The 24087-nt window shown below is 61.1% G+C and carries 18 protein-coding genes; 15 read left to right on the top strand and 3 right to left on the bottom strand.

Translation table 11 applies throughout. The annotated features are described in order from the left end of the window. Positions 1–64 precede the first annotated feature (64 nt). The 9 genes from BLR92_RS11020 to ku (BLR92_RS10980) all read left to right on the top strand — a co-directional run bounded on the left by BLR92_RS11020 (position 65) and on the right by ku (BLR92_RS10980) (position 12169). Complete coding sequence (locus tag BLR92_RS11020) at positions 65–1486, top strand: PAAR domain-containing protein (protein ID WP_175488790.1); 1422 nt, start codon at positions 65–67, stop codon at positions 1484–1486. After that, positions 1476–1859 (top strand): hypothetical protein, encoded by a 384-nt coding sequence (locus tag BLR92_RS11015; RefSeq protein WP_089728465.1) that lies wholly within the window; start codon positions 1476–1478, stop codon positions 1857–1859. Before BLR92_RS11020 ends, BLR92_RS11015 begins: the two co-directional genes overlap by 11 nt. Before the next feature lie 390 nt (positions 1860–2249). Then, positions 2250–4040: a tyrosinase family protein gene (locus tag BLR92_RS11010; protein ID WP_217636572.1), complete on the top strand. Its 1791-nt coding sequence runs from the start codon at positions 2250–2252 to the stop codon at positions 4038–4040. Positions 4041–4125: 85 nt separating this feature from the next. After that, complete coding sequence (locus BLR92_RS11005; protein WP_089728463.1) at positions 4126–5892, top strand: hypothetical protein; 1767 nt, start codon at positions 4126–4128, stop codon at positions 5890–5892. Positions 5893–5902: 10 nt separating this feature from the next. Then, positions 5903–7447, top strand: a complete 1545-nt coding sequence (locus tag BLR92_RS11000; protein WP_089728461.1) for a hypothetical protein — start codon at positions 5903–5905, stop codon at positions 7445–7447. 78 nt (positions 7448–7525) lie between these two features. Then, a complete protein-coding gene (ligD, locus tag BLR92_RS10995) occupies positions 7526–10123 on the top strand; it encodes a DNA ligase D (RefSeq protein WP_089728460.1) in 2598 nt (865 codons plus the stop codon). Beyond that, the gene (locus BLR92_RS10990; protein ID WP_089728459.1) at positions 10120–10320 is read left to right on the top strand and encodes a hypothetical protein; all 201 of its coding nucleotides are present in this window, start codon (positions 10120–10122) and stop codon (positions 10318–10320) included. Before ligD ends, BLR92_RS10990 begins: the two co-directional genes overlap by 4 nt. Beyond that, positions 10321–11097, top strand: a complete 777-nt coding sequence (gene ku / locus BLR92_RS10985) for a non-homologous end joining protein Ku (RefSeq protein ID WP_089728457.1) — start codon at positions 10321–10323, stop codon at positions 11095–11097. Then, on the top strand, positions 11090–12169 hold the full coding sequence (gene ku, locus BLR92_RS10980; RefSeq protein ID WP_089728455.1) for a non-homologous end joining protein Ku: 1080 nt from the start codon (positions 11090–11092) through the stop codon (positions 12167–12169). Before ku (BLR92_RS10985) ends, ku (BLR92_RS10980) begins: the two co-directional genes overlap by 8 nt. A 9-nt stretch (positions 12170–12178) precedes the next feature. Here ku (BLR92_RS10980) and BLR92_RS10975 read toward each other — a convergent pair whose 3' ends face one another. Beyond that, positions 12179–12730, bottom strand: a complete 552-nt coding sequence (locus BLR92_RS10975; RefSeq protein WP_089728454.1) for a DUF488 domain-containing protein — start codon at positions 12728–12730, stop codon at positions 12179–12181. 209 nt (positions 12731–12939) lie between these two features. Between BLR92_RS10975 and BLR92_RS10970 the strand changes: the two genes are divergently transcribed. After that, positions 12940–13503, top strand: coding sequence for a L,D-transpeptidase family protein (locus BLR92_RS10970; protein ID WP_089728452.1), 564 nt, complete (start codon positions 12940–12942; stop codon positions 13501–13503). Between the two features lie 162 nt (positions 13504–13665). Then, entirely contained in the window at positions 13666–13905 is a 240-nt protein-coding gene (locus BLR92_RS10965; RefSeq protein WP_089728450.1) for an alanine-zipper protein, read from the top strand. Positions 13906–13966: 61 nt separating this feature from the next. Here the strand turns inward: BLR92_RS10965 and BLR92_RS10960 are convergent, their stop codons facing one another. Both BLR92_RS10960 and mfd read right to left on the bottom strand, forming a co-directional pair. Further along, the gene (locus BLR92_RS10960; protein WP_089728448.1) at positions 13967–15037 is read right to left on the bottom strand and encodes a L,D-transpeptidase family protein; all 1071 of its coding nucleotides are present in this window, start codon (positions 15035–15037) and stop codon (positions 13967–13969) included. Positions 15038–15168: 131 nt separating this feature from the next. Further along, complete coding sequence (gene mfd, locus BLR92_RS10955; RefSeq protein ID WP_089728446.1) at positions 15169–18648, bottom strand: transcription-repair coupling factor; 3480 nt, start codon at positions 18646–18648, stop codon at positions 15169–15171. 251 nt (positions 18649–18899) lie between these two features. On the opposite strand from mfd, the gene BLR92_RS10950 reads away from it, so the two are divergent. The 4 genes from BLR92_RS10950 (at position 18900) to BLR92_RS10935 (ending at position 24085) form a co-directional block, all read left to right on the top strand. Further along, positions 18900–20345: a glyceraldehyde-3-phosphate dehydrogenase gene (locus tag BLR92_RS10950; protein ID WP_089728443.1), complete on the top strand. Its 1446-nt coding sequence runs from the start codon at positions 18900–18902 to the stop codon at positions 20343–20345. A gap of 367 nt (positions 20346–20712) precedes the next feature. Continuing rightward, entirely contained in the window at positions 20713–22068 is a 1356-nt protein-coding gene (locus BLR92_RS10945) for a Na(+)-translocating NADH-quinone reductase subunit A (protein ID WP_089728441.1), read from the top strand. Further along, positions 22068–23300 (top strand): NADH:ubiquinone reductase (Na(+)-transporting) subunit B, encoded by a 1233-nt coding sequence (locus BLR92_RS10940; RefSeq protein WP_089728439.1) that lies wholly within the window; start codon positions 22068–22070, stop codon positions 23298–23300. Before BLR92_RS10945 ends, BLR92_RS10940 begins: the two co-directional genes overlap by 1 nt. Beyond that, positions 23300–24085, top strand: coding sequence for a Na(+)-translocating NADH-quinone reductase subunit C (locus tag BLR92_RS10935; protein ID WP_089728437.1), 786 nt, complete (start codon positions 23300–23302; stop codon positions 24083–24085). Before BLR92_RS10940 ends, BLR92_RS10935 begins: the two co-directional genes overlap by 1 nt. The last annotated feature ends 2 nt before the right edge of the window (positions 24086–24087 follow it).

Below are 24087 nucleotides of genomic sequence, written 5' to 3'. Positions count from 1 at the left end.
CCTACATTTCTTTTTAGCTCCGTCTTATACACTGGAAAGCTTGGTCATTAGACGGAGACGCAGCGTGGATTTGGCAAAAATCGGCGACAAGGTCGTCTGCAAGTGTAGCGGCGGCCCGCACAGCATCGTCAGCGGCGCGAGCACGGTCTTCGTCGACGATATCCCGGCCGCGCGCATCGGTGACAGGAGCTCCTGCGGGGCCACGATCGTCACCGGCGCCAACTGGTTCGAGATCGAAGACAGCCCCGCCGCGATCCACGGCAGTAAGACCTCCTGCGGTGGCCAGGTGATCACCGGCGCGAGCGTGACCACCGGTTCGCCGACCAGCATCGAGATCGGCGGGTTTCGCTTTCAGCAATCGTCTCCCGCCGATGTCGGCATGGCCGATGCCGCCGCTTCCGGCGCGTCGGCCTCGCCAGCCGGTGCCCCGCCGACCACGACGCCTTCGACAGCAGCCGAGCAGTTCGAGAGTGACGCAACCTCCGACGGCGTGGCGCCGGGCTTTCATATCGTCGAACGAGCGATGTCGGGCCGACAGCTCGAAGCCGAATTGCTGGGTCAGGCGACGCCCCAGGCACGCGATAAGTTTCGCGCGCTGAATCCGCACCTCGCCGAGTGGGCCAAGCCCGGCCAGATGGCCGTGCTCAGCGACCCCGACAACCGGCAATGCACGGCCGAAGACGCCCGGCTGCGCGACGCGGCGGCCCGGGTCGATGCCGCGCTGGCCGCGTTGAGCGACGAAGACGCCGCCTTCCTGGTCGACCGTCATGCCGCCCTCACGGCGTTTCTCGAGTACTCCTCGACCGGCGTGGGCGTGGCCACCGCCATGGTCGGCAAGCACCTGACGACGGTCGAGCGTACGCTACGCAGCATCGAGCGCCTGCATCAGCGCAGCTTCGCCGAGCACGGCAACCTCAACAACCCGGATTTCCTCGCCCAGCGGCGTCGGCTGTTCGGTCAACTCAACAGCGCGATGGGTCCGTTGGTGCGCCGGGGCATCGGCTTTCCCGATCATCCCTCGCTGCGTCATGCACTGGGCATCTCGACCCGCAGCCTGACGCATCACTGGCGCGAAGGCGGCGTGGCTGACATTCCCGGCTACGCGACGCACATCGAAGGCGTCGCCAGGGCGGCCAAGTACATCAAGGCAGGTGGCTGGATCGGCGTGGGGCTGGGTGGCGTGGCATCCTATACCAGGGTTCAGGAAGTCTGCACCACCGGGCGAGAGGATCAATGCGAGCGGGTGACATATACCAAGGCCGGGAAGTTTGTTGGTGGGGTTGGTGGGGGCGCTATCGCCGCTAAACTTGCTGCTCTTGCAGGTGTCTCGCTATGCGTAGCCATAGGCTTACCGACAGGTGGTGTAGGTACACTAGCATGCGGGCTGGTTGCTGCTGGCTTAGGAGGAATTGCTGGAGGAAACATCGGAGGCGAAACTGGCGAGTGGGTTGGAGACAATTTGTACGAGGTGATAAATGGCGATTGAAGAGATAGCAGCTCTACTAGCCGGAGTAGTTATCTTTTTAATGCTCTTAGTTATCTCAACTTGGCTATATGTGGCCTATAGAAAGCTGGAGGAAATCGAGGCCCATTTGAGGGAAGAAGACCATGCACATGGCAATCGTCGCGCTTGGAGCGGCGGCCCTGTCGACAGAATGATTCGTCTCACTTATTTAGGTTGTGCAGTCGCTTTCCCTAGATTTTATTGCAAGCAATCAGACATAGATGAGAAGACGATTGAAAACCTGCCTAGAAGACTAAAGCTCTGGATTATTATTCCTGACATTTTTGCGGCCACCCTACTAGTAATGCTGACCGCTCTGTGGGGGTTTGGTAAGTATAAAGGCTGGATTGATTGAGTTATCACCGCAGTAATAACGATGCGAGCGACATTCCCGGCTACGCGACGCACATCGAACGTGGCCAGGGCCGCCATGAAGTGACTCCCTAGGGCTGCGCAGGCTATATCGACCTGGATCGAGAAGTGTTCAGCGCTTGCGGCGGAGCGACCTTGCCGAATCCCTGGCCGCCGTTTTAGACGCAACCCGGCCGGCGGGGGCATCTCGGTGCTCGAGAATGGGCTTTGGCTTACGCATCCTATCGTCAATTTCCTACAGAAGTTGTCAGGAATCGCTGACATTATTTTTCCATCTCATCCTATAGAGTGAGATGAACTACAATTCAGGTATTGGTGATTTAGCACTCGCTAAGCAGCTGCTACGTCACGATAGCCTGGGAGAAAAATAATAATGCCCTCGATACCGGATCATCCCACCTGGAATGACGAAATCGCGGCGCTGTTCGCATCGCCGGATTGGCTGCCCGAGCCGAAGCGTGCCGCCATCGCCGCCCAATGGCAAGGCTGCATGAGCGGCTACGGCGTGCAGTTGAACGACTACGCTAGCGTCAAGGCGTGGAGCGTGACCATCTTCAACCATCTGGCTTCCCGTAACATGCCGTTGACGACGGACTCGCGCCAGTATTGGCCGGAGCCGGCACTGCGTTCGTTGGCGGCTTGGATCAATGACGGTTGGCGTCATTCGTCCAGCGATCCCATCGATTATCAGGAGCGCATTCCCCTCTGGGATGCACAGCCGATAACGATCGCCAGGCGCCGGGATATCGAGACGCTGTCCCAGGATGAATTGGATCACTACCGCATGTTGCTGGATGACGTTTTGCGGGTGAGGGACCCGGCAGCGGACGCGCCGTGGCAGAAACTCGCCTATTTGCATACCAACTGGTGCCTGCATTATCAGGAGGCGTTCGCCTTCTGGCATCGCGCCTATCTAATGTGGTTCGAGCACTTGATCGGCATGCCGGTGCCGTACTGGAACTTCATGGCGGCCGGCACCAGCATCGACGGCGATTCCGCCGCGGGGATTCCCCAAGCCTTCAAGGATGAGACATACGTGCATCCTCGCAGCGGGGAAAGGCGACCCAATCCGCTGCGCTATGCTGCCGCGAAAGATGGCTGTAGCAAGATCTGCCAAGGTGCGATGCCGGTCGATGAAAAAACGCCGAATAGCTGCACCTGGGTGCACCGTGACCCCTTGTTGTATACCACTGGCGACGACCAGCGGCAGGCGCGGATCAAGAAGTTCAAGATGGTGCGCCTCTATCAGCAGCAGATTCTGGATGCCCTGAAGTTCGATACCTTCAGTCATCCTCAAGGTTGGCCCGGTTACCCCTGGGCGAACATTCCCTCCTTCGATCCACCACCGCCCGATTCCGACTATCCGTATCGCAACTGCAATTTCGATGGGCTCTACGAGCAGCCGCACGACAACTTCCATGGCTGGTTGGGGGCGGATATGGCGGATAACGCCTATACCGCCTTTGACCCCATTTTCTGGTCCTATCACGCCAATATCGACCGCATGCTCGAAGTCTGGCTGCGTGCGCATCCCGGTGCCATATACACCGCGGGTTATCCCTTGCAACCGTTCATCGGCGCCGGGGTCAAGGAGATCTCGCTGACGGACCCACGTCATTGGCGCTATACCGCCATCGGCGATCTCGCCAGGGATTCGCACCGGCTGGGATATGACTATGACCCACCACGTTACCCGGAGTACCAGGGTGAAACGGCACATGGCGTCACCGTTCAGGGCGCTAACGAGACGCTGGCGCTGTACCTCCTGTTCGAGGGCGTGCGTTGCACCCACGATGGCTATCTGATCGATGTCTTCATCGATCAGGCCGACCCTCCCCTGGACGCAGTGGATCCAGACAACCCCCATTATGTCGGCCGGTTGACCCGTATCGGCATGGGTATCCGCGACGACAAGGGGCGATGTGTCAGCCAGGGTGTGACTCGCGTGCTCAATGCCACCCGCAATGCCCAGCGGCTTGGGCTGGAGGCGCAGGCCGAGGTATCTGTCAGTTTGATCGTCACCGACCTGGCCAGCGGCGCGCTGGTATCCGTCGATGAGTATCGAGCGCTGCCGGGGTTCGTTCCCGAAGCGCGTTGGGGAGCGCCCTGGCCGTCGCCGGGCGGCTCTCGCCAAACCGGGCAAGAATGCCCGGCGTGCCATTGAGCCGCCGGGTAGTTGCTGTCGAGCCGCGTGAGGGATTGATCGCGGTTCACCCTCAATCGCATCGCAACCCGCGAGGATCGTCGGTATGAGCCGTTATACTTTCAACACTCCCGCCCTGCAGGGGCCCAAGGATCTCACTGCCATAGGACGTGAAGATGCGCTGCCCGAGTTGCTCGCCACCTGGGATGAACATCTGACCGGCTGGACGCGCATGGGCATTATCGGCAACCCTTGGTCCAACCAGTATGACGCCCCGCGTGACTGGTATTTCGATCCCACCGAGACCGGTTGGCCCAAGGGCGATTCGCTGCCCATCGATTGGCAGCCGTTCCCGAATCGCCTGACGACCTTCTTTCAAAACGATCAGGTAAGCAATGGCGGTCAGTTGAGCCAGGCGCTCAGCGACTCGCAGCTTCTCGAGCTGGCGGATCATGGCCAGATCACCCTGGGCGACACGACGTGGAAGCTGTGGGATGCCGATCCCAAGGCGCCGAATATTCTCAAGACCCCGGCGACCAAGTGCCCCGAGATCGATTGGCAGGGGAAATGGGTGGCATTCTCCCCACCGGGGCCACGCGGCTGGCTGGATGAGTATTGTGAATGGTCGATCACCTACGGCGACTCGCAGGCATCCAGCATTCAATCGGTGATGTTCACCTGCGAGAATCCGGCCTACTGGCTGAGCCTGTGGCGCATCGATCCCAACATCGTATTGGCCTTGTATCGGCGCTACATCGACTCGGCGGCCGTGCTGGAGGATCTGTATCTGCGCTATAGCGCAGATACGCCCACCGGCAAGAAGGGCGAGGCCGTCGTCGATCCCACCACCGGGTATCCGGCCTACGATCCGACCAACAAGTGGAATCGCGGCACCCGGCGAGTGCCCGGCAAGCAGGGCGGAGCCATGCACTTGACCAGTCCTCCCAACACCCTGAGCGCGGAGATATACCTGGCGGCGGCATCTAGCATACTGCGCAAGGCGGCGAACCCGTCGAACCCTCAAGCCCTGATCTGCTGCAGTCGCTATGGGCAGAATTTTCGCAACAGCGATCCGCATATCGGCGCTCAGGGCAATGCGGTGGTGGGTGGCCAGAAGCAGCGCATCTCGCTGGCCGATCCGGTCGGGCTATACATTCAAACTCCCAACTGGGATCTTTTCGAAACGCCCGATGGAACCAGCGCCTCGGCTTTCTGGAAAGTGACTCGGGGCAGTACGGGGCAAGGCAGCAGCGCGAGCGACAAGGATTCCATCCTGCAGGCTGTCTTCGAAGTGCCGGCGGACCGGGGCTACGGTATCGGCGACATCAAGATCAACGGCCAGCCGATCCGTCATGCCGGGCAGATTGCCAAGACCTTCAAGATCGCTTTACGCGTCAGCGCCATGAAGCCCGATCAGCACACGCCGCCCAACCAGCCCCAGTCCTGCGTCACGTCTCAAATCGAGGCGCGCATGCAGCCCTGGCCGGTGCAGATGGTGCCCGAGGCGCTGTTCTACGGCTTGAGTGCCTCCGATCTGCCGGCGCTACTGCAACCCGGCGCCTCGAACCTGTTCATGCTGGTGGTACAAGGGGCCAGCCGGGACACTACGGCGGATAACGCGCGAATTCAGTTCGATCGTGCCGGTGTCAACGCCCAGGTCGTGGAGTATCTACCGGATGCCAGCGCCATTCCCGGCCAGACCGACGGCGGCGGTACCCAGGGTTATCTGCTGAAAATCAGCGTCGATGCTTCCGCTCAGCCCGGTGCCATTGGCATACGAGCCTTGAACCCATGGGAGGCTGGGAATACTTCGGTCGCAGAGCACCCCTTTGAGACCGGTCTGGGGATGGTTGCCGCGCCGAGCGGAAAGTAAGGAGCGGATCATGAGGGTATTCACATATGCCTGGCGTGGCTTGTCGATCATGGCGGCCTTGAGTGCGCCAGTACAGGCAGGGGAGGCGGTAACGCCTCCTGTTGACGCGGCGACGGTAACGCCGGCCTGGGGCTGTACGGCTGACATGGTGCCGGTGCTGGACCCTACTAGCCCGCAATTTCTGGCCGGCGATCTGGGCGCTTACACCTCAAGCAGCCAGCCGGTAGTGGATTGTTTCGCCTGGCAGGCCTTCGCTGCCCTGCAATGGCCGGTCGATAGCCGCTGGCCCGATGACCCCGACAAGGCCGGAGAACCCGACCGCCAGTTCCAGGCAGCCGATTGGGGCATACCCGCCGATCCTCTCGGTAGAGAAAGCCGCCCGCGTGTATGGGAAACCTTCAAGCCGGTGCAGGACATCTTTCTCGCCGACGAGGCTAAACCCACCGCCTGGGGAGTCCCGTCGCCTGCCCCGGGAACCTGCAGCAAGGCCACTGGTGCTGGCATGGGGCGGCAATTGAACAGTCTCTCCAAGGTGCCGGGTGGCGGCATTCAGGCGCGGCTTGCAGCCAGCGTGATCAATCCCGACGAGACGAGCGAGGCGGTGGGTGGTTGGCTAACCGACCAGGCCGGCGAACTGGTATGGTTCGAGCGCCTGGTCAGCCGTGCCGAGTTCGAGTATATCGTCGACAACCAGCTTTACCTGGCGTCTCGGCAGCAGGCGGTCGCGACCAATCAGGATGGCCAGCATACACAGGGTTTGTCCCTGCCTACGGGGCAGCCGCCTCAAGGGGAAGTGCAATCCTGGCAGGATCGCGGAGCCATGGAGATCAAGGTCGCCTGGCGTAACCTCAGCGATCGTCAAAAGCTCTGGCCGCGCTATCACACCGCCAAGGCCTGGCTCACGAACCCCAAGACCGGCGACTGCCAACAGGCGGTCATGGGGATGGTTGGTTTTCACTTCATACTCAAAAGCGAACATTTTCCGAACTTCATATGGGCAACCTTCGAACATATCGATAACGTCCCCACCCCGGGTGCCGGCTACACTCACCCCAACGGGTTTTCGTTTTATGACCCGCACTGCGCATCCGCTACCCCCAAGCGTGACTGCGCCCCCAATCAGCCGCGGGTGAAGTGCGACACCAAGGGAAACTGCAAGCCGCTTTATCCCATGTCGGAACCCGTCCAAGTCGAACGCCGATACCCAATCCCTAGCGAGACGATGCAACTGAACCTCGCGATGCAGGATAAGATCGCCAAGGTGACCGGGGGCAAGTCGGTATTCCAGTACTATCAACTGATCAATACCCAATGGGCGCAAAGCCCGGTGGGGCCTTATACCGCTCCCGGTAAAACCGTTCCGCTCAAGGTTTCCAGCATGACCAGTAGTGGCAATCAGCCGGTCGCGAACGTGACCATGGAAACCTATGTGCAGGACAAGGCTTGTACCGACTGCCATAAGAACGCCACCATCGCCACGAGTCGCGACCTGGCATCCGACTTCAGTTTCATCTTCTTCCGGGCCGAAAGCAGCGCTGAGCCCGGCGACGAATGATGCGATGGCCGCATTGGCGCCACGCGCCTGCTTGACTAGGCTGATCCATAGAACTCTCGCTCAAGGAAGAGGGGACCCATGGAGAAGCTCAAGGAATACCGTCGCAAACGCGACTTCAAGCGCACCGCCGAGCCAGCGGGCGATGAGCGTGGCGATTCGCCTTCCGGCAGCCTGTTCGTGATACACAAGCACGCCGCCAGCCACGATCATTTCGATCTGCGCCTCGAGCAGGACGGCGTGCTCAAGAGTTGGGCGCTGCCCAAGGGGCCAAGCCTCGAGCCCGGCGAAAAGCGCCTGGCCGTTCAGGTCGAGGATCATCCCCTCGAGTACGCCGACTTCGAAGGGGTGATCCCCGAGAAAGCCTATGGCGGCGGCACGGTGATGCTATGGGATCGGGGGCGCTGGTCGTCGACCGGCAAGCCCGGTAAGGACCGATTCGATATTGTCTTCGAGGGCGAGAAGCTCAACGGCGCCTGGACGCTGACGCGCATGAGCGGGCGCCGTCAGCAAGACAAGAGCGGCAAGAACTGGCTATTGATCAAGCGCCACGATGACGGCAAGCACAAAGGATCCACGGTCAGCGTGGATGACGATCGCAGCGTGGTCAGTGGGCGCAGCATGGCGCAAATTGCCGAAGATCGCGACAATACCTGGACGAAACACGGTGCGGCGGAATCGCCCGAGTCGCCCGATCCCTCGCTGCTCAAGGGCGCCCGCAAGCAGCCGCTTGCCAAAAGCGCCGCCATTCACCCGCAACTCGCCACCCTGGTTCGTGAAGTACCGAAGGGCAAGGACTGGCTGCATGAAATCAAGTTCGATGGCTATCGGATCATGGCGCGGCTGGAGCGGGGTGAGGTTCGGCTCATCACCCGCAACGCCAAGGACTGGACGCATCGCTTCCCCGAGCTCGCCGATACGCTATCGCAGCTACCGGTCGAACACGCTCTGATCGACGGCGAAGTGGTAGCGCTCGCCCGCGACGGCACTAGCAGCTTTCGCCGCCTTCAGGAGGCACTGAGCCGTGGCAAGACCGCCGGGCTCGTCTATCAGGCGTTCGATCTGCTTCACCTCGAAGGCTATGACCTGACGCAGGTCGCGCTTATCGAACGCAAGCAAGTGCTTTCACAACTGCTCGACGCGTCGGGGGTCGTCGGCGCCACTGGGCATGGCGATAAGAAAGGCGGCAAGAATAGCAGTGTGCGTTATTCCGATCATATCGATACCCAGGGTCAGGCGTTCTTCGAGCAATCCTGCCGCCTGAGCCTCGAAGGTATCGTCTGTAAGCGCGGCAGTAGCCTCTACCACCCGGGCCGCAGCAAGCAGTGGGTGAAGGTGAAATGTGCCAATTACGAAGAATTCGTGGTCGGCGGCTACACTGATCCCGGCGGTTCGCGCAGCGGCTTCGGGTCATTGCTGATGGGGGCTTTCGAGGCTAACGGTGGCTTCAACTATGCCGGCCGGGTGGGCACCGGGTTCAGCGCTCGCCAGCTCGATGAATTGCACGCCACGTTGCGTGAGCTCGACGTGGAGAAATCACCGTTCAATGGCCCGGTGCCGGATGCTCGCTCGGTGCATTGGGTACGCCCCGAACTGGTGATCGAGGTGGAGTTTACCGAGCGTACGCGAGACGGTCGGCTGCGCCACCCGGCGTTTCGTGGCCTGCGTGAAGACCGTGAGCCAGAGGAGATTCGCATGAGTCGCGATCAGGGTAAGCCCGCTTCTCGATCTACCGAGTCCGACAAGAAGACGAGTCAGACACCTTCGTCCGGCACGGCATCGAACGCCGAGTTACTGGGAGTTCGCCTCACCCACGCCGATCGCGTCCTGTACCCCGAGCAGGGTCTGACCAAGCTCGATCTGGCCCGCTATTACGACGATATACAGGACTGGATATTGCCGCACCTTAGAGAGCGCCCGCTCTCGCTGGTGCGCTGCCCGGAGGGGCGAACCAAGGAGTGTTTTTTTCAGAAACATCCGCGGGTGGCGATTCCCGCCAGCGTGCCGCGTGTCGAGATTACCGAGAAAGAAGGCTCGGCGGAATACGTTTACGTGAAGACCGCCGCCGACCTGGTGGCGCTGGTTCAGGCCGGGGCGCTGGAAATCCACCCTTGGGGCAGCCGAATCGGCGATATCGAACGCCCCGACAATATGGTGTTCGATCTCGATCCCGCGCCGGAAGTGAAATGGCAGGAGATTCTGCGCGTCGCCGGCACGTTGCGCGAGCGATTGGAGGCGCTGGGTTTGCAAAGCTTCGTGCGCACCACCGGTGGCAAGGGGTTGCATCTGGTTGTGCCGCTCGAACCCAAGGCCGGTTGGGACGAGGTCAGGGATTTTGCCAAGGCCGTCGCTCAACGCCATGCCGAGCAAGAGCCCCAACGGCTGACCGCCAATATGTCCAAAGCCAAACGTGAGGGGCGGATTTTCATCGACTACCTGCGTAACGGGCGTGGCGCCACGGCGATCGCTTCCTATGGCGTTCGCGCCAGGGAAGGCGCACCGGTCGCGGTGCCGGTGCGCTGGGACGAACTGAACGCCGCGCTGCGCTCCGATCGTTACACCATCGAAAACCTGCGTCGCCGGCTGTCGTCGCTGCGCGAAGACCCCTGGCAGGGTTTTGCCGAGGCCAGCCGACCGATCACCGCCGAGATGAAACGCAGCGTGGAGGGAAAAACGTGAGCGACGATCCAGTGCAATCGACACCCTGGTGGCTGGAGCTCGGCGCGCAAGCCTGTGATTTCTGCCAACGTACCTTTCATTACGAAGCGATCTACCACTGCGTGCATTGCGACCGACCGATCTGCCCTTTTTGCATGATGGAGATACGCGAGAGTCGCGAGGTGACGTGCAGCGAGTGCCATGAGGAGGATACGTGAATGGCGGCGAGAGCGATGTGGAAGGGCATAATCCGCTTCGGCGACGCCCAGGTACCGGTAAAACTCTACTCCGCGGTGCGCGATCGCAATATCCACTTTCGCTTGTTGCATGGCAAGGACCGATCCCCGGTCAGGCAGGCCATGGTCAACCCTGAAACGGACCAGGTGGTTGCCTACCAGGACACGCGCCGGGCCTATGTTACCGATGAAGGCAGCATGGTCGTGCTCGACAAGGGCGAACTCGACGCGCTGGAGCCGGAATCGTCGCGGGATATCGAGGTGGTCGGCTTTCTGCCACCCACCCAAATCGATCACCGTTGGTACGACCGGCCCTATTATCTTGGCCCGGATGGCCTGGAGGAAGACTACTTCGCGCTGATCGAAGCGCTCGAAACGTCCGGCAAGGAGGGCTTGGCGCGCTGGGTCATGCGTAAGAAAGGCTACGTGGGCGCGCTACGCCTGCATGAAGGCTATCCGATGCTGATGTCGCTGCGTCATGCCGAGGAGTTGGTATCCGTCGATGCGCTCGAAGCGCCGCAAGGCGCCAAGCTCGACGCCAAGGAACTGGCCATGGCCGGCCAGCTCATTTCGATGCTCGAGGCACCCTTCGAGCCCGGGGAATATCGAGACGAGTACCGCGAGCGGGTGATGGAATTGATCGAGGCCAAGCAGCGCGGTGGCAGAGTCAAAGTCACGCCGATTCGTCGCCGCAAACCTTCGGACGACCTTTCAAAGGCGCTGCAGGCGAGTCTGAAAGAGGAGCGCGAGCGTGCCTAGCAAAAAGACGCAAGGCAAGGAGCGAACCTGCAAGCGCAAGCCAGCCGGTGGAAAAAAGGCCGAGAGTGGCAAAGCCAGCGGCAAGAAGGGTCGCCAGGATAGGCACGAAACCCGCGTTAGCGGCCCGCGACCGTTCTGGTCGGGTACCATCGCCTTCGGCCTGGTCAGCTTGCCGGTAGGCCTATTTCCCGCCAACCGCTCCAAACCGGTAGCGCTGCGCATGATCGACGAGAATGGCATGCCGCTGGCCCGGCGCTACTTCTGTGAAAAGGAGCAGCGCGCACTGACGCAGGACGAACTGGTGCGCGGTTATGAGGTCGAGAAGAACGAATTCGTGGTGATCAAGGACCGAGAGCTCGACAAGCTGGCGCCGGAGAAGTCTCAGGAGATCGACCTGAAACGCTTCGTCGCGCGCGATGAAATCGATCCCATGTTCTTCGAGCGCGCTTATTTCCTGACCCCCGAAAAAGGCGCCACCAAAGCCTACCGCTTGCTCGCCAGCAGCATGCAAGACGCTGGACGCGCCGGCATCGCCACTTTCGTGATGCGCGGCAAGGAATATCTGATCGCCATCGTCGCCGAGAAAGGCATTCTGCGGGCCGAGGCGCTGCGCTTCTGCGACGAGCTGCGAACGCCGTCGGATATCGGATTGCCCGAGACCGAGAAAGCCGATGGCAGGCGGGTGCGCACGTTCGAAAAGAACATCAAGGCACTGACGAAAAGCAAGCTTGACCGCGAAGTCCTGAAGGATCGTCACAGCCAGCGGGTGCTCGAGCGCGTGCACAAGAAACTCGACAAGGGCGAGGACGTGATCGATGCGCCCGAGGAGCCGGAAGACGAGGCCGAGCAGGGCGGCGAAGTCGTCGATTTGATGCAGGTTCTCAAGCAGAGCCTGGCGCAGGGCTATTCTCCGGTAACCGGCGGCCCAACCGGGGGTAAAGCCGAATCGAAAGGCAAGGCGGCCAGAGGCACCAGGAGCGAGTTTTATAAGCGTGCCCAGCAGCTTGGCATCGCTGGGCGCAGCAACATGAGCAAAGAGCAGCTCAGCAAGGCCATTGGCGACGCTGAATGAGCCGTCGCGCTAGCCCTCGATATCATCACCCGGATAGGTCAGCACACCGCCTTGAACGCTGGCGAAATCGGTCAGCGTATGCAATGTCGCCTTGTTCCTGGCCATGATATCGAACACTTTCCAGCCTCTTACCGTGAGCGCATCGGCAACCAGCCGGCGATGGCAGCGCCAAGGCACTGCTTCGGAGCACATCATGGCGCTGCGACGTGTATCGGCGATGAGCATCAACGCCTCCAGGCCTTGGGCGAACTCCTCGGTTTGCATATGATCGGCATAGGCGGCGAACTGGGCCACGCGCCAGCCGGTGTTGGGCGAATCACTGGCCGGACGCCCGCGTCGCCCACCCAACTCGGGCAAATGCCGATAGGCGATGCGATGTTTCGCGAGGCCATGAGCGAGGGCCTCGCCAGCGAACTGCGGCTGACGGCGCGAGCCGGGGAAGCGCCGAATATCGACGATCTGTTCGATACGCAAGCTATCGAGTAGCGCCAGGAATTCCTCCTGGCTGCGATTGGAATGACCGATCGTCCAGATCGTTGCCGGTTGGTGAGCCTTTTGCATATCGACGCTCCTTGCCGAGGGCTCGGCGTTTCGTCATGCCTCCAGCCAAGGGTCTCATATTGATGGTTCCCGTTTCGCCGCCGGTAGTCATTATCGTCCATGGTATGTTTGGGCTTCGTTCATGGCCTTTGTGCTGTTAACGTCACGGAATCGGCGAGCCTGCAGTCGGCTAAAAGCGTTATAAAGAGTGCGCGTGGGGATGTGAATAGATGAAACGAATCAAGCGAGGGCTACTACTCGGCCTATGGTTGTTATTGCCCCTGCTCGCCCTGAAGGCGAGTGGCGGTCAGGAGGATGTCTGGCTGCTGGTCGATGCCGCGAGTTCTACCCTGCATGTCTATCGCGGCGAGCGGGAGATCGAGCGTTTCCATCCGATTGCCTTGGGGCGGGCGGGAACTAGCCGGCTGCACATGCGTGGCGACAGCAAGACGCCGACCGGGGAGTTTCGTATCAACTGGATCAATCACGACAGCGATTTCAATATTTTTCTGGGTCTGAACTACCCGACACTCGAACATGCGCGTGAGGCCGAGCGATTGGGTGTGTTGAGCACCGAGGCGTTTAACGATTATTTGACCTACTACAGCAGCCATGGCAATCCACCGCAGAATACCGTGCTGGGGGGCAACATCGGCATTCATGGCCTTGGCAAGGGCGACCCGCAGGTTCATGCCCAATTCAACTGGACCGAGGGCTGCATTGCGGTGACTAACCGACAGATCGAGAAGCTGGCGAATTGGGTTGGACTTGGCACGAAAGTCATCATCCGCTAGTTTCTAATTAGAGGAGGTAGCGCTTGCCCGCATGTTTTTCATGGAAAATGTCGTGGAAGTGACGTCGCGGGAAGTGATATTGAAAGAAAAATTTGTTTTGATGTAGCACACCTGCTCTGCAGGAAACCAAAAACCAAGGAATGTCCCTCAAGGAGAATATCAATGACGAATGCACTCAAGCTGACGGCTCTCGGTCTGTCCGTGATGTTGATGGCAGGCTGCGCCGCGAACGGCGGCGAAATGGAAGGTGACATGCACCACGACATGGAGGCACGCAGCACGGCTCAGCAAGCGATGTCTGCTGCCGAGCAGGCACAGATGACTGCTGATCAGGCTCTGCAAATGGCCCAGGAAAATCGCCAGGCCATGGATCGGATGTTCCAGAGCTCCATGCAGAAGTGATCGACCGTCGCGATACTCCGCCTCCGCTTGCATAGCGGCATGCGAGTATCGCGAGGCTAGTTCAGGAGGGCCCTGTCATCGACAGGGCCTTCTTGGTTTCGTACCACCAGGCCGGGTCGGTCACCAGTTCCAGCTGCTCGTATAGTGGCTTGGGCGGTGGCTCGACCACGTGCTGTTGGGCGAACAGGCGCAGTGGTTGCGGTTGGCCGGTGGGATTCTCGACAAGATGACGCAGACGCGCATAGTTGACCGGATACCGGTGGCCCTCGATGGCAGCGGAAACGGCGGTTACCGCATCGCCGACACGGTCGGCCGGCTTATCGTCCTGCTTGGCCTGCAGAGTAGGATAGGCCTGCACATACAAGATGTTCTCCGCTGACCAGCCGAGTTTGAGCGGCTCGTTGATCAAGCGCACCGGGGTGCCCACCGGCAAGCGAGGAAACAGGCGCTCGATATCCTCGGGCAGCATGCGAATGCAGCCATGGGTGACGCGCATGCCGACACCTTGCGGACGATTGGTGCCATGAATCAGGTAGCCGGGGATATCCAACAACATGGCGTATTCGCCCAGCGGATTGTCGGGCCCGGGTGGCACCACTTGGGGTAGTTTGTCGCCACGCGCGGCGTGCTCCTCGATGATCGACTGAGGCGGATACCAGGCAGGCTCGATCACCTTGGTCTTGATGTGTGTCGTACCGAGCGGCGTGGACCAGTCCATGCGCCCCACGCTGATCGGGTAGGTTTCCACGCCTGGGGTTTCACCCTCGGCGGTCGGCGGGTAGTAGTACAGACGCATCTCCGCGACATTGATCACCACGCCTTCACGCGGCCCCGGCGGTAAGATGAAGCGCGTGGGTATCGTGACCTCGGTACCCTCTCCGGGAGCCCACATCGAGACACCGGGATTGGCGCGCTGCATTTCTTCGTAGCCGACACCATAACGGTGGCCGATTTCCAGCAGGGTGTCTTCATGCTCGGCGGTAACCGTCTGGATTTCGCCGACGATATCGCCTTCTTCGGGTAAGGGGTAATGACCCACCGGCGAGTTCTTGCCGGCCGCTTGGAGCGTCAGCGGCAACAGCAGCAGGGCGGAAAAGGTCAGCAACAGGGTGCGTTTGATGATCGCTGGCATGCAGTAGTGGCCTATCGGTAATTCGGCGTCGAACGCCTGATCACGCCATTTTGACGTATTTGGCAGTCAGGGCAACAGCCTTTGAGCCTGGCTGTTTCACAAATTGTTTTTCAAGCGAGAGGCGCTTGTCGCTAGGCGGCCTGAACCTTGCGGTTCAACGTCTCGAGCAATTGCTCCACGCCCGCGAAACGGGCTTCCTCGTTGGCCATGTCGGCCTCGAAGCGCAGGATGTCGGCGCCATCGAGTCGATAGCTCTCGGGGTTGCGCTGAATCAGCGACACCAGGGTCATCGGGTCGACCGCCGGGTTGGCGCCGAAGATAATCCGGCCACGCTCGGCGCCGGCCTCCAGCCGGACGATGCCCAGGCGTTCGGCGCGCTGGCGTAGCCGGGTCTGGCGGAAAAGCGTCTTGACCGGCGCGGGCAGCAGGCCGAAACGGTCGATCATCTCGACCTGAAGTTCCTTGAGATCGGCCTCGTGCTCGGCATTGCTGATGCGCTTGTACATGATCAACCGTTGCTGCACGTCGTGCAGGTAATCGTCGGGAATCAGCGCCGGCAGATTGAGACTGACTTCCACGCCTTCGCCCAGTGGCGCCTCGATATTGGGTGTCTTCCCGGCCTTTATCGCCTTCACCGCACGGTCGAGCATCTGCATGTACAGGCTGTAGCCGATGGTTTCCATCTGCCCGCTCTGCTCGTCGCCGAGCAGTTCGCCAGCGCCGCGAATTTCCATGTCGTGGCTGGCTAGCGTGAAACCCGCGCCCAGGTCCTCGGCCTGGCCGATCGCTTCGAGGCGCTTCAGGGCGTCCTTGGTGATCGCCTTGGGCGGCGGGGTGAGCAGGTAGGCATAAGCCTGGTGGTGGCTGCGCCCGACGCGCCCGCGCAACTGGTGAAGCTGGGCCAGGCCGAATTTGTCGGCGCGCTCGATGAGAATGGTGTTGGCGCTGGGCACATCGATGCCGGTCTCGATGATCGTCGAGCACACCAGCACATTGAAGCGCTTGTGGTAGAAGTCCGACATGATGCGTTCCAGCGAGCGCTCGGGAAGCTGGCCATGGGCCACGCCGACACGTGCCTCGGGAACCAGATCGCGGACCTTCTGCGCGCTGAGTTCGATGCTCTTGACCTCGTTATGCAGAAAGTAGACCTGCCCGCCGCGCAGAATCTCGCGCAGGATGGCCTCCTTGATGATCGGCTCGTTGCGTTGCTGAATGAAGGTTTTCACCGACAGGCGGCGTGCCGGCGGGGTGGCGATGATCGACAGGTCGCGCATGCCGCTCATCGCCATGTTCAGGGTGCGCGGAATCGGCGTGGCGGTCAGGGTGAGGATGTCGACCTCGGAGCGCAGGCCCTTCAGGCGCTCCTTTTGCGCCACGCCGAAGCGATGCTCCTCGTCGATGACCAGCAGCCCCATATTGGGAAATTTCATCGATTTCGACAGCAGCTTGTGAGTGCCGATGACGATATCGGCGCGGCCTTCCTCGATGCGCTTGAGCGTGTCGGCCTGGCCCTTGCCGGCGGTGAAGCGCGAGATCAGTTCGACCTGCACGGCGGTGTCGGCGAAGCGGTCGCGGAAATTGTCGTAATGCTGCTGCGCGAGCAGGGTGGTGGGTACCAGCACGATCACCTGGCGGCCGGAATGCACGGCGAGGAAGGCGGCACGCATGGCGACCTCGGTCTTGCCGAAGCCGACGTCGCCGCATACCACGCGGTCCATCGGCTGGGATGCGGTCATGTCGCCGATCACCGCATGAATGGCGGCGCGCTGATCGGGAGTCTCCTCGAACGGGAAACTGGCGGCGAAACGCTGGTATTCCTCGCCCGGCGCATCGCAGGCGAAGCCTTCGCGGGCCTCGCGGCGGGCATAGACGTCGAGCAACTCGGCGGCGGTATCGCGAATCTTCTCGGCGGCTTTTTTCTTGGCCTTGTCCCAGGTGTCCGAGCCGAGCTTGTGTAGCGGAGCGAGCTCGTCAGAGGCACCGGCGTAGCGCGAGATCAGTTGCAGGCTGTCCACCGGCACGTAGAGCTTGGCACCATCGGCATATTCGAGTGCCACGAACTCGGCAGCCTGGCCGCCGGCCTCGAGGGTTTCAAGCCCCTGATAACGGCCCACGCCGTGCAACTGGTGAACCACTGGCGAGCCGGGTTTGAGTTCCGAAAGGTGGCGAACGGCGAGTTCGTTGTCGTCGGTGGCTTTTTCGCGACGCCGGGTCTGGCGCACGATCTCGCCGAAAAGCTCGGTCTCGGTGATCACCGCAATGGCGTGACCTGTTGGCCCCGATTCGCTCAGCCCTGGCTCGTTTAACCAAAGCCCCTCGTCGAGCTCGCCCTCGGTGATCGCAAGCTGGCTGTCGGCATCCAGAAACGCTTGCCAGCCATCGACATGTGGCAATTCCAGATGCAGCACCCCCAGTGTTTCTTCCAGCGCCTCGCGGCGGCCGCGCGATTCGGCGACGAACAGCAGGCGCAGATCGCGATGCGCGTCGAGAAACTCCTCGAGACGCGCCAGCGGTTTCTGGGCGCGGGCGTTGATGGCGACTTGCGGTGGTGCTTGGGTCGAGGGCTGGTGCGCGTGCGGGTGGTCGGCATCGGCGACCATCTCGATTCTTGGCTTGGCCTTGATCGCGGCGAACACGTCGGGCACCGGAATGAAGGCCTGTGCCGGTGGCAGCAGTGGGCGCGTCGGGTCGACGCCGAGGTTCTCATAGCGGCTTTGAATGGCTGCCCAGTGGTGCTCCGCGGCGGCATACACGCCGGGCAGCAGGGCGATCTGCGTGCCTTCGGCCAGGTGGTCGAACAGCGTCGCGGTCTGCTCGAAGAACAACGGCAGGTATTGCTCGAGCCCCGGCGAAGGGATGCCCTTGAGCGCATCGTTGTACAGCGGGCACTGGCGCGGGTCGACGTCGAACAGCGTCTCGAAGCCGTCGCGAAAGCAGGCGATGGCTGAGCGCGACAACGAGTATTCGTGCGCCGGCAGCAGTTCGACGTGCTCGATCTTATCGGCGCTGCGCTGGGTATCGGGGTCGAAGTGGCGCAGGGTGTCGATCTCGTCATCGAACAGGTCGATGCGCAGGGGCGATTCGCTGCCCATCGGGAACAGATCGATCAGCGCGCCGCGCAGGGCGTATTCGCCCGGCTCGTAGACGGTTTCCACGGCGCGGTAGCCGGCTCGCGAGAGCTGCTCGCGAAAACCCTCGCGATCGAGCGTCATACCCACGTTCAGGGTCAGCACGCGCCCGGCGATATAATCGCTGGGCGGCAGGCGTTGCATCAGCGTATTGATCGGCACCAACACGATGCCGTTCCTGGCGCTTTGCAGGCGGCGCAGGGTGCGCAGGCGCTCGGAGACGATATCCTGATGCGGTGAAAAGCTGTCGTAAGGCAGCGTTTCCCAGTCGGGGAAGGGCAGCACCGGCACCTGGGCGAAGAATCGCAGTGTGTTCTCCAGGCGCTGGGCGCTGGCGGTATCCGGAGTGATGACCAACAGCGGCGCCTGGTCGGCCAGGCGCGCCAGGGCCAAGGCGCTGGCGGCACCCTGCGGGGCCTGCCAGAAGCGCGTATCGCGAACGCCCGATGGGCCTGGCGGAGCTAGCGGCGAAAAATTCGGCATGGAAAATGTGAACGCAGCGATATGAAAGGGTGCGGCAAATCATAACAGGCCAGCGATATCGAACCAGTGTCTAAGCCAGTGCTTGTCGATAAAATGCCTGCGCCTGCCCGTTGCCGAGCGTGTAGTCAACCCCGTATTCGTGTAGTGCTCCTACAGCGCCTGCGACCATACAGCAATTGCGGTAAGCGACGATTGGCAAGGATAATGACCACATTCCAACCACCATTCGCGATTGTGTAAAGGGGCCCTACGTGAGTCAAGACAAGCTCGAAACCACCTTCCAGGAATGGCAGAACAACGAGGCGACCGCCGAGGAAATGATTCCGCTGCTCGGCGTGCTGTACCGCAAGTATAACGTGGTGCCCTCGCTGTACGGTCGTTCGCTGATCAACCGCTCGGTGATTCGGATCATCAAGAACCATCGCTATGTAAAGAAGGTCGAGGGTACCGAGCTGTCGGTCTGCGATACCTTCCCGCTGGTCAAGGCGATGACCGAACTGGAGCTGGGTCCGGCACACATTGACCTGGGCAAGCTGGCGGTAGCCTTCAAGCGCAGCGGGCGTGACGATGTCGAAGCCTTCCTGCGCGAGGAACTGGCCGAGATCGTCGGCGGCCACGCCGAAAACGGCATGGGCGGCGAACCCAAGGATGTGGTGCTCTACGGCTTCGGGCGTATCGGCCGCATCCTGGCACGTATCCTGGTCGAGAAGGCCGGTGGTGGCAATCTGCTGCGCCTGCGGGCCATCGTCGTGCGCGGTACCGGTGACGATCTCGAGAAGCGCGCCAGCCTGCTGCGTCGCGACTCCGTGCATGGCCCGTTCGCCGGCTCGATCAGCGTCGACCATGAAAACAACGCGCTGATCGCCAATGGCAATTACATCAAGGTCATTTACGCCGATTCGCCCAGCCAGGTCGACTACACCGAGTACGGCATCGACAACGCCATCGTCGTCGACAACACCGGCAAGTGGCGCGACGAGGAAGGGCTCTCTCAGCATCTGGCTTGCAAGGGGGTCTCCAAGGCGTTGCTCACCGCACCGGGCAAGGGCAACGTCAAGAATATCGTCTATGGCGTCAACCATGGCGAGATCGGCGACGACGATCGCATCGTCTCGGCCGCGTCATGTACCACCAACGCCATCGTGCCGGTGCTCAAGGCGGTCAACGACGAATACGGCATCTCCCATGGCCACGTCGAGACGGTGCACGCCTACACCAACGACCAGAACCTGATCGACAATTACCATAAGGGCGATCGCCGCGGGCGCAGCGCACCCCTGAACATGGTGCTGACCGAGACCGGCGCCGCCAAGGCCGTGGCCAAGGCATTGCCCGAGTTGTCCGGTAAGTTGACGGGTAACGCGATTCGCGTGCCGACACCCAACGTGTCGATGGCGATTCTCAACCTGAACCTGGAAAAGGGCGCGGATACCGATAGCGTCAACGAGTATCTGCGGCAGGTGGCGCTTAGCTCGCCGATGCAAAAGCAGATCGACTATGTCGATTCGCCGGAAATCGTCTCTTCCGATTTCGTCGGCAACCGCCATGCCGGCATCGTCGACGCCAAGGCGACCATCGTCGACGATACCAACGCCGTGCTCTATGTGTGGTACGACAACGAATTCGGCTATAGCTGCCAGGTGGTGCGCATTCTGCAGTACATGTCCAACGTGCGTTTCCTGTACTTGCCTAAGTAGCTGCCAAAACAATAACTGCCTCGCAATCGCTGATTCGCCGACCGTCCCCACGGCCCCCGCCATGGGGGCGGTTCGCGTTTTGCAACCCTTCTTTCACATGATAAACCGCATTGGCGACGCCGCCGCGACCCAAGGTCGTGTGGCCATTCGTTACTCTTCTATTTATAATGCTCGGGATTTTTTCGGACGGTTTGGACGACATTTCCATAACTACCAGACCGACAGTCAATCTTCTGATAGCAAAGAATTCGAAAACCGTGACGTCGACGGGCCGCATAGGTCGGGCCGCGCTGGGCCAAGCCCATATTTTTTGACGTCCATCGAACTCCTTACCTGGCAACATCAGATTCGATAACTGGGCGAGACTATGATCGAAGTCAAACGAGGCCTGGATCTCCCCATCGTCGGCGCGCCCGAGCAGCGTATCGACGATGCGCGGCCGGTACGCCACGTGGCTGTCCTGGGCACCGATTATGTCGGCATGAAGCCGACCATGGAGGTCCGGGAAGGGGAGAGGGTGAAGCTGGGCCAGCTCCTGTTCACCGACAAGAAAACCCCTGGGGTGCGCTTCACCGCGCCAGCGGCCGGCGAGATAGTAGCCATCAATCGTGGTGAGAAGCGCCGGCTGTTGTCGGTGGTCATCAAGGTCGATGACGAGGAAGACGCGGTCGAGCTGGCCGCCCATGGCGTTGACGCGCTGGAGAGTCTGGAGCGCCAGGTGGTGGTCGATCAACTGGTCGAATCCGGCTTGTGGACCGCGCTGCGCATGCGTCCCTACTCGCGCTCTCCGGCGCTCGATGCGATTCCCGCCAGCATCTTCGTCACCGCCATCGATACTCACCCGCTATCCGCGGACCCGGCGTTGATCGTCAACGAGCAGCCGGAGGCCTTCGCCAATGGCCTCAAGGTCTTGAAGCGTTTGACCGAAGGCAAGGTATTCGTCTGCCAGGCGCCGGAGGCCAATCTGCCCGGTGCCGATATCGCTGGGGTACAGGCCGAAAGCTTCAAGGGGCCGCATCCGGCGGGCCTGGTCGGTACGCATATCCATTTTCTGTCGCCGGTCAGCCTGCGCCGCCAGGTCTGGCACATCGGCTATCAGGATGTCATCGCTGTCGGCAAGCTGTTCGTCGAAGGCCGGCTCGATACCCGCCGGGTGATTGCCGTGGGCGGGCCGCGCGCCAGCCAGCCGCGTCTGCTGCGTACCCGGCTGGGCGCCAGCGCCAGCGAATTGCTTGAAGGCGAAATCATCGACAACGCCAACGACGATGTCCGCATCATCTCCGGCTCGGTTTTCGGTGGTAACACCGCCGAAGGGGCGTTGAGCTACCTGGGTCGCTTCGATAACCAGTTCAGCCTGCTCGAGGAAGGTCATCAGCGCATCTTCATGGGTTGGCTGTCACCGGGTCGCCAACGCCACTCGGTGTTGGGTATCTATCTATCGCGCCTGACCGGTCTGTCCAGTTTCGCGCCGACCACCACCACCAATGGATCGGAGCGCGCCATGGTCCCGGTGGGCAGCTACGAAACCGTGATGCCGCTGGATATTCTGCCCACCCAGTTGCTGCGTTCGTTGATCGTCGGCGATATCGAAATGGCGATGCAACTCGGCTGTCTCGAGCTGGATGAGGAGGACCTTGCGCTGTGTACGTATGTTTGCCCCGGCAAGTACGAGTACGGTCCCATCCTGCGTGACAATCTCACCATGATCGAGAAAGAGGTTTGATGATGGGTATTCGACAGACGCTCGACAGTCTCGAACCGCATTTCCACAAGGGCGGCAAGTACGAGAAGTACTACGCGCTTTATGAAGCCGTCGATACCATCTTCTATTCACCGCCCGACGTGACCCGCACCACGGCGCACGTGCGTGACGGCATCGACCTGAAACGCATCATGATCACCGTGTGGGCGTGTACCTTCCCGGCGATGTTCTTCGGCATGTACAACGTCGGATTGCAGGCCAATCTGGCGATCGCCGACGGCTTTAATGCCATGAGTGGCTGGCGCGAAGCGGTCACCATGATGTTGGCGGGCGGCCACGATCCCGACAGCATCTGGGCCAACTTCGTGCTGGGCGCGACCTACTTCCTGCCGATCTATCTGGTGACCTTCGTCGTCGGTGGTTTCTGGGAAGTGCTGTTTGCCATGAAGCGCGGCCATGAGGTCAACGAGGGCTTCTTCGTGACCTCGGTACTCTATGCGCTGATTCTGCCGGCGACCATTCCACTATGGCAGGTGGCGTTGGGCATCACCTTCGGCGTGGTGATTGGCAAGGAGATATTCGGCGGTACCGGCAAGAACTTCCTTAATCCGGCGCTGACCGGCCGCGCCTTTTTGTATTTCGCCTATCCGGCGCAGATCTCGGGCGATGCGGTGTGGGTCGCAGCCGATGGCTATACCGGGGCAACGGCCCTATCCACCGCGTTCTCCAGTGGCATGCAGACGCTGACCGATCAGTTGACCTGGCTCGAAGCGTTCTTCGGTTTCATGCCCGGCTCGGTAGGCGAGGTCTCGACTCTGGCGATCCTGATCGGCGCGGCGGTGCTGCTGTGGACCGGCATCGCCTCGTGGCGAATCATGCTCGGCACGTTCCTTGGCATGGTGGCGACCAGCGCGCTGTTCAATGCAATAGGCTCCGACAGCAACCCGATGTTCGCCATGCCCTGGTATTGGCATCTGGTGGTCGGCGGCTTCGCCTTCGGCCTGGTGTTCATGGCCACCGACCCGGTCTCGGCCTCGATGACCGACAAGGGCAAGCTGATCTTCGGGGCGTTGATCGGCGTGATGACGGTGTTGATTCGTGTGGCCAACCCGGCCTTCCCGGAAGGCATCATGCTGGCGATCCTGTTTGCCAACCTGTTCGCGCCACTGATCGATCATTTCGTCATACAGGCTAATATCAAGCGGCGCCAGAAGCGTGAAGTGGCCGGCACGATGAACGAGGAGACCACCTGATGGCCAAGAACGATTCCGTCAAGAAGACGCTGGTGGTTGCGTTCGTGCTGTGCATCGTCTGCTCGGTGGTAGTCTCGACTGCCGCCGTGGTGCTGCGCCCGATGCAGGAGGCGAATGCGGAACGTGACCGCAAGTTCAACGTATTGCAGGTTTCCGAGCTTTATGAGCCGGGCGTTAGCGTCAGTCAGCAGTTCAGCGAGCAGATCGTGGCGCGCGTGGTCAATCTCGAGACTGGTGAATACGCGGAGAACAAGGATCCCGAGACCTACAATCAGTTCGAGGCGGCCAAGGACCCGGCGCAGTCGCGCACGCTGTCGGGCGCCCAGGATCTGGCGGGTATCGGTCGTCAGGAGAATTACGCTACGGTGTACCTGGTTGGCGACCCTGAAAATCCCGAGCAGATCATCCTGCCGGTGCGCGGTCAGGGGCTGTGGTCGTTGATGTCTGGCTACCTGGCATTGCGTGGCGATGGCAACACCGTGGTGGGACTATCGTTCTACGATCAGGGCGAGACCCCGGGGCTGGGCGGCGAGGTCGACAATCCCGATTGGAAGGCGCTGTGGGATGGCAAGAAAATCTACCCGGAAGACAGCATGGATCCGGCGATCCATCTGGTGAAAGGTGGGGTAGGTCCGCAGACGTCGAATGCCGAGTACAAGGTGGATGCCTTGTCCGGGGCGACGCTGACCAGCAATGGTGTGACTAATCTGCTTCAATTCTGGCTGAGCGATAGCGGTTTCGCTGAATACTTGGCCCGTTTCCGCGACACGACGCAAGGAGCGTAAGC

The sequence above is a fragment of the Modicisalibacter muralis genome (assembly GCF_900102945.1).
In the GTDB taxonomy this organism is placed as follows: domain Bacteria; phylum Pseudomonadota; class Gammaproteobacteria; order Pseudomonadales; family Halomonadaceae; genus Modicisalibacter; species Modicisalibacter muralis.
Note: the sequence above shows the minus strand (reverse complement) of the source record. Positions and strands in the feature narration are given on the sequence as shown.

Bases quoted from the DNA above. Each gene is read 5' to 3' on its own strand.
- BLR92_RS11015 (WP_089728465.1), top strand. From the start codon at position 1,476: ATGGCGATTGAAGAGATAGCAGCTCTACTAGCCGGAGTAGTTATCTTT.
- BLR92_RS11010 (WP_217636572.1), top strand. From the start codon at position 2,250: ATGCCCTCGATACCGGATCATCCCACCTGGAATGACGAAATCGCGGCG.
- BLR92_RS11005 (WP_089728463.1), top strand. From the start codon at position 4,126: ATGAGCCGTTATACTTTCAACACTCCCGCCCTGCAGGGGCCCAAGGAT.
- BLR92_RS11000 (WP_089728461.1), top strand. From the start codon at position 5,903: ATGAGGGTATTCACATATGCCTGGCGTGGCTTGTCGATCATGGCGGCC.
- ligD (WP_089728460.1), top strand. From the start codon at position 7,526: ATGGAGAAGCTCAAGGAATACCGTCGCAAACGCGACTTCAAGCGCACC.
- ku (WP_089728457.1), top strand. From the start codon at position 10,321: ATGGCGGCGAGAGCGATGTGGAAGGGCATAATCCGCTTCGGCGACGCC.
- BLR92_RS10975 (WP_089728454.1), bottom strand. From the start codon at position 12,730: ATGCAAAAGGCTCACCAACCGGCAACGATCTGGACGATCGGTCATTCC.
- BLR92_RS10970 (WP_089728452.1), top strand. From the start codon at position 12,940: ATGAAACGAATCAAGCGAGGGCTACTACTCGGCCTATGGTTGTTATTG.
- BLR92_RS10965 (WP_089728450.1), top strand. From the start codon at position 13,666: ATGACGAATGCACTCAAGCTGACGGCTCTCGGTCTGTCCGTGATGTTG.
- BLR92_RS10960 (WP_089728448.1), bottom strand. From the start codon at position 15,037: ATGCCAGCGATCATCAAACGCACCCTGTTGCTGACCTTTTCCGCCCTG.
- mfd (WP_089728446.1), bottom strand. From the start codon at position 18,648: ATGCCGAATTTTTCGCCGCTAGCTCCGCCAGGCCCATCGGGCGTTCGC.
- BLR92_RS10945 (WP_089728441.1), top strand. From the start codon at position 20,713: ATGATCGAAGTCAAACGAGGCCTGGATCTCCCCATCGTCGGCGCGCCC.
- BLR92_RS10940 (WP_089728439.1), top strand. From the start codon at position 22,068: ATGATGGGTATTCGACAGACGCTCGACAGTCTCGAACCGCATTTCCAC.
- BLR92_RS10935 (WP_089728437.1), top strand. From the start codon at position 23,300: ATGGCCAAGAACGATTCCGTCAAGAAGACGCTGGTGGTTGCGTTCGTG.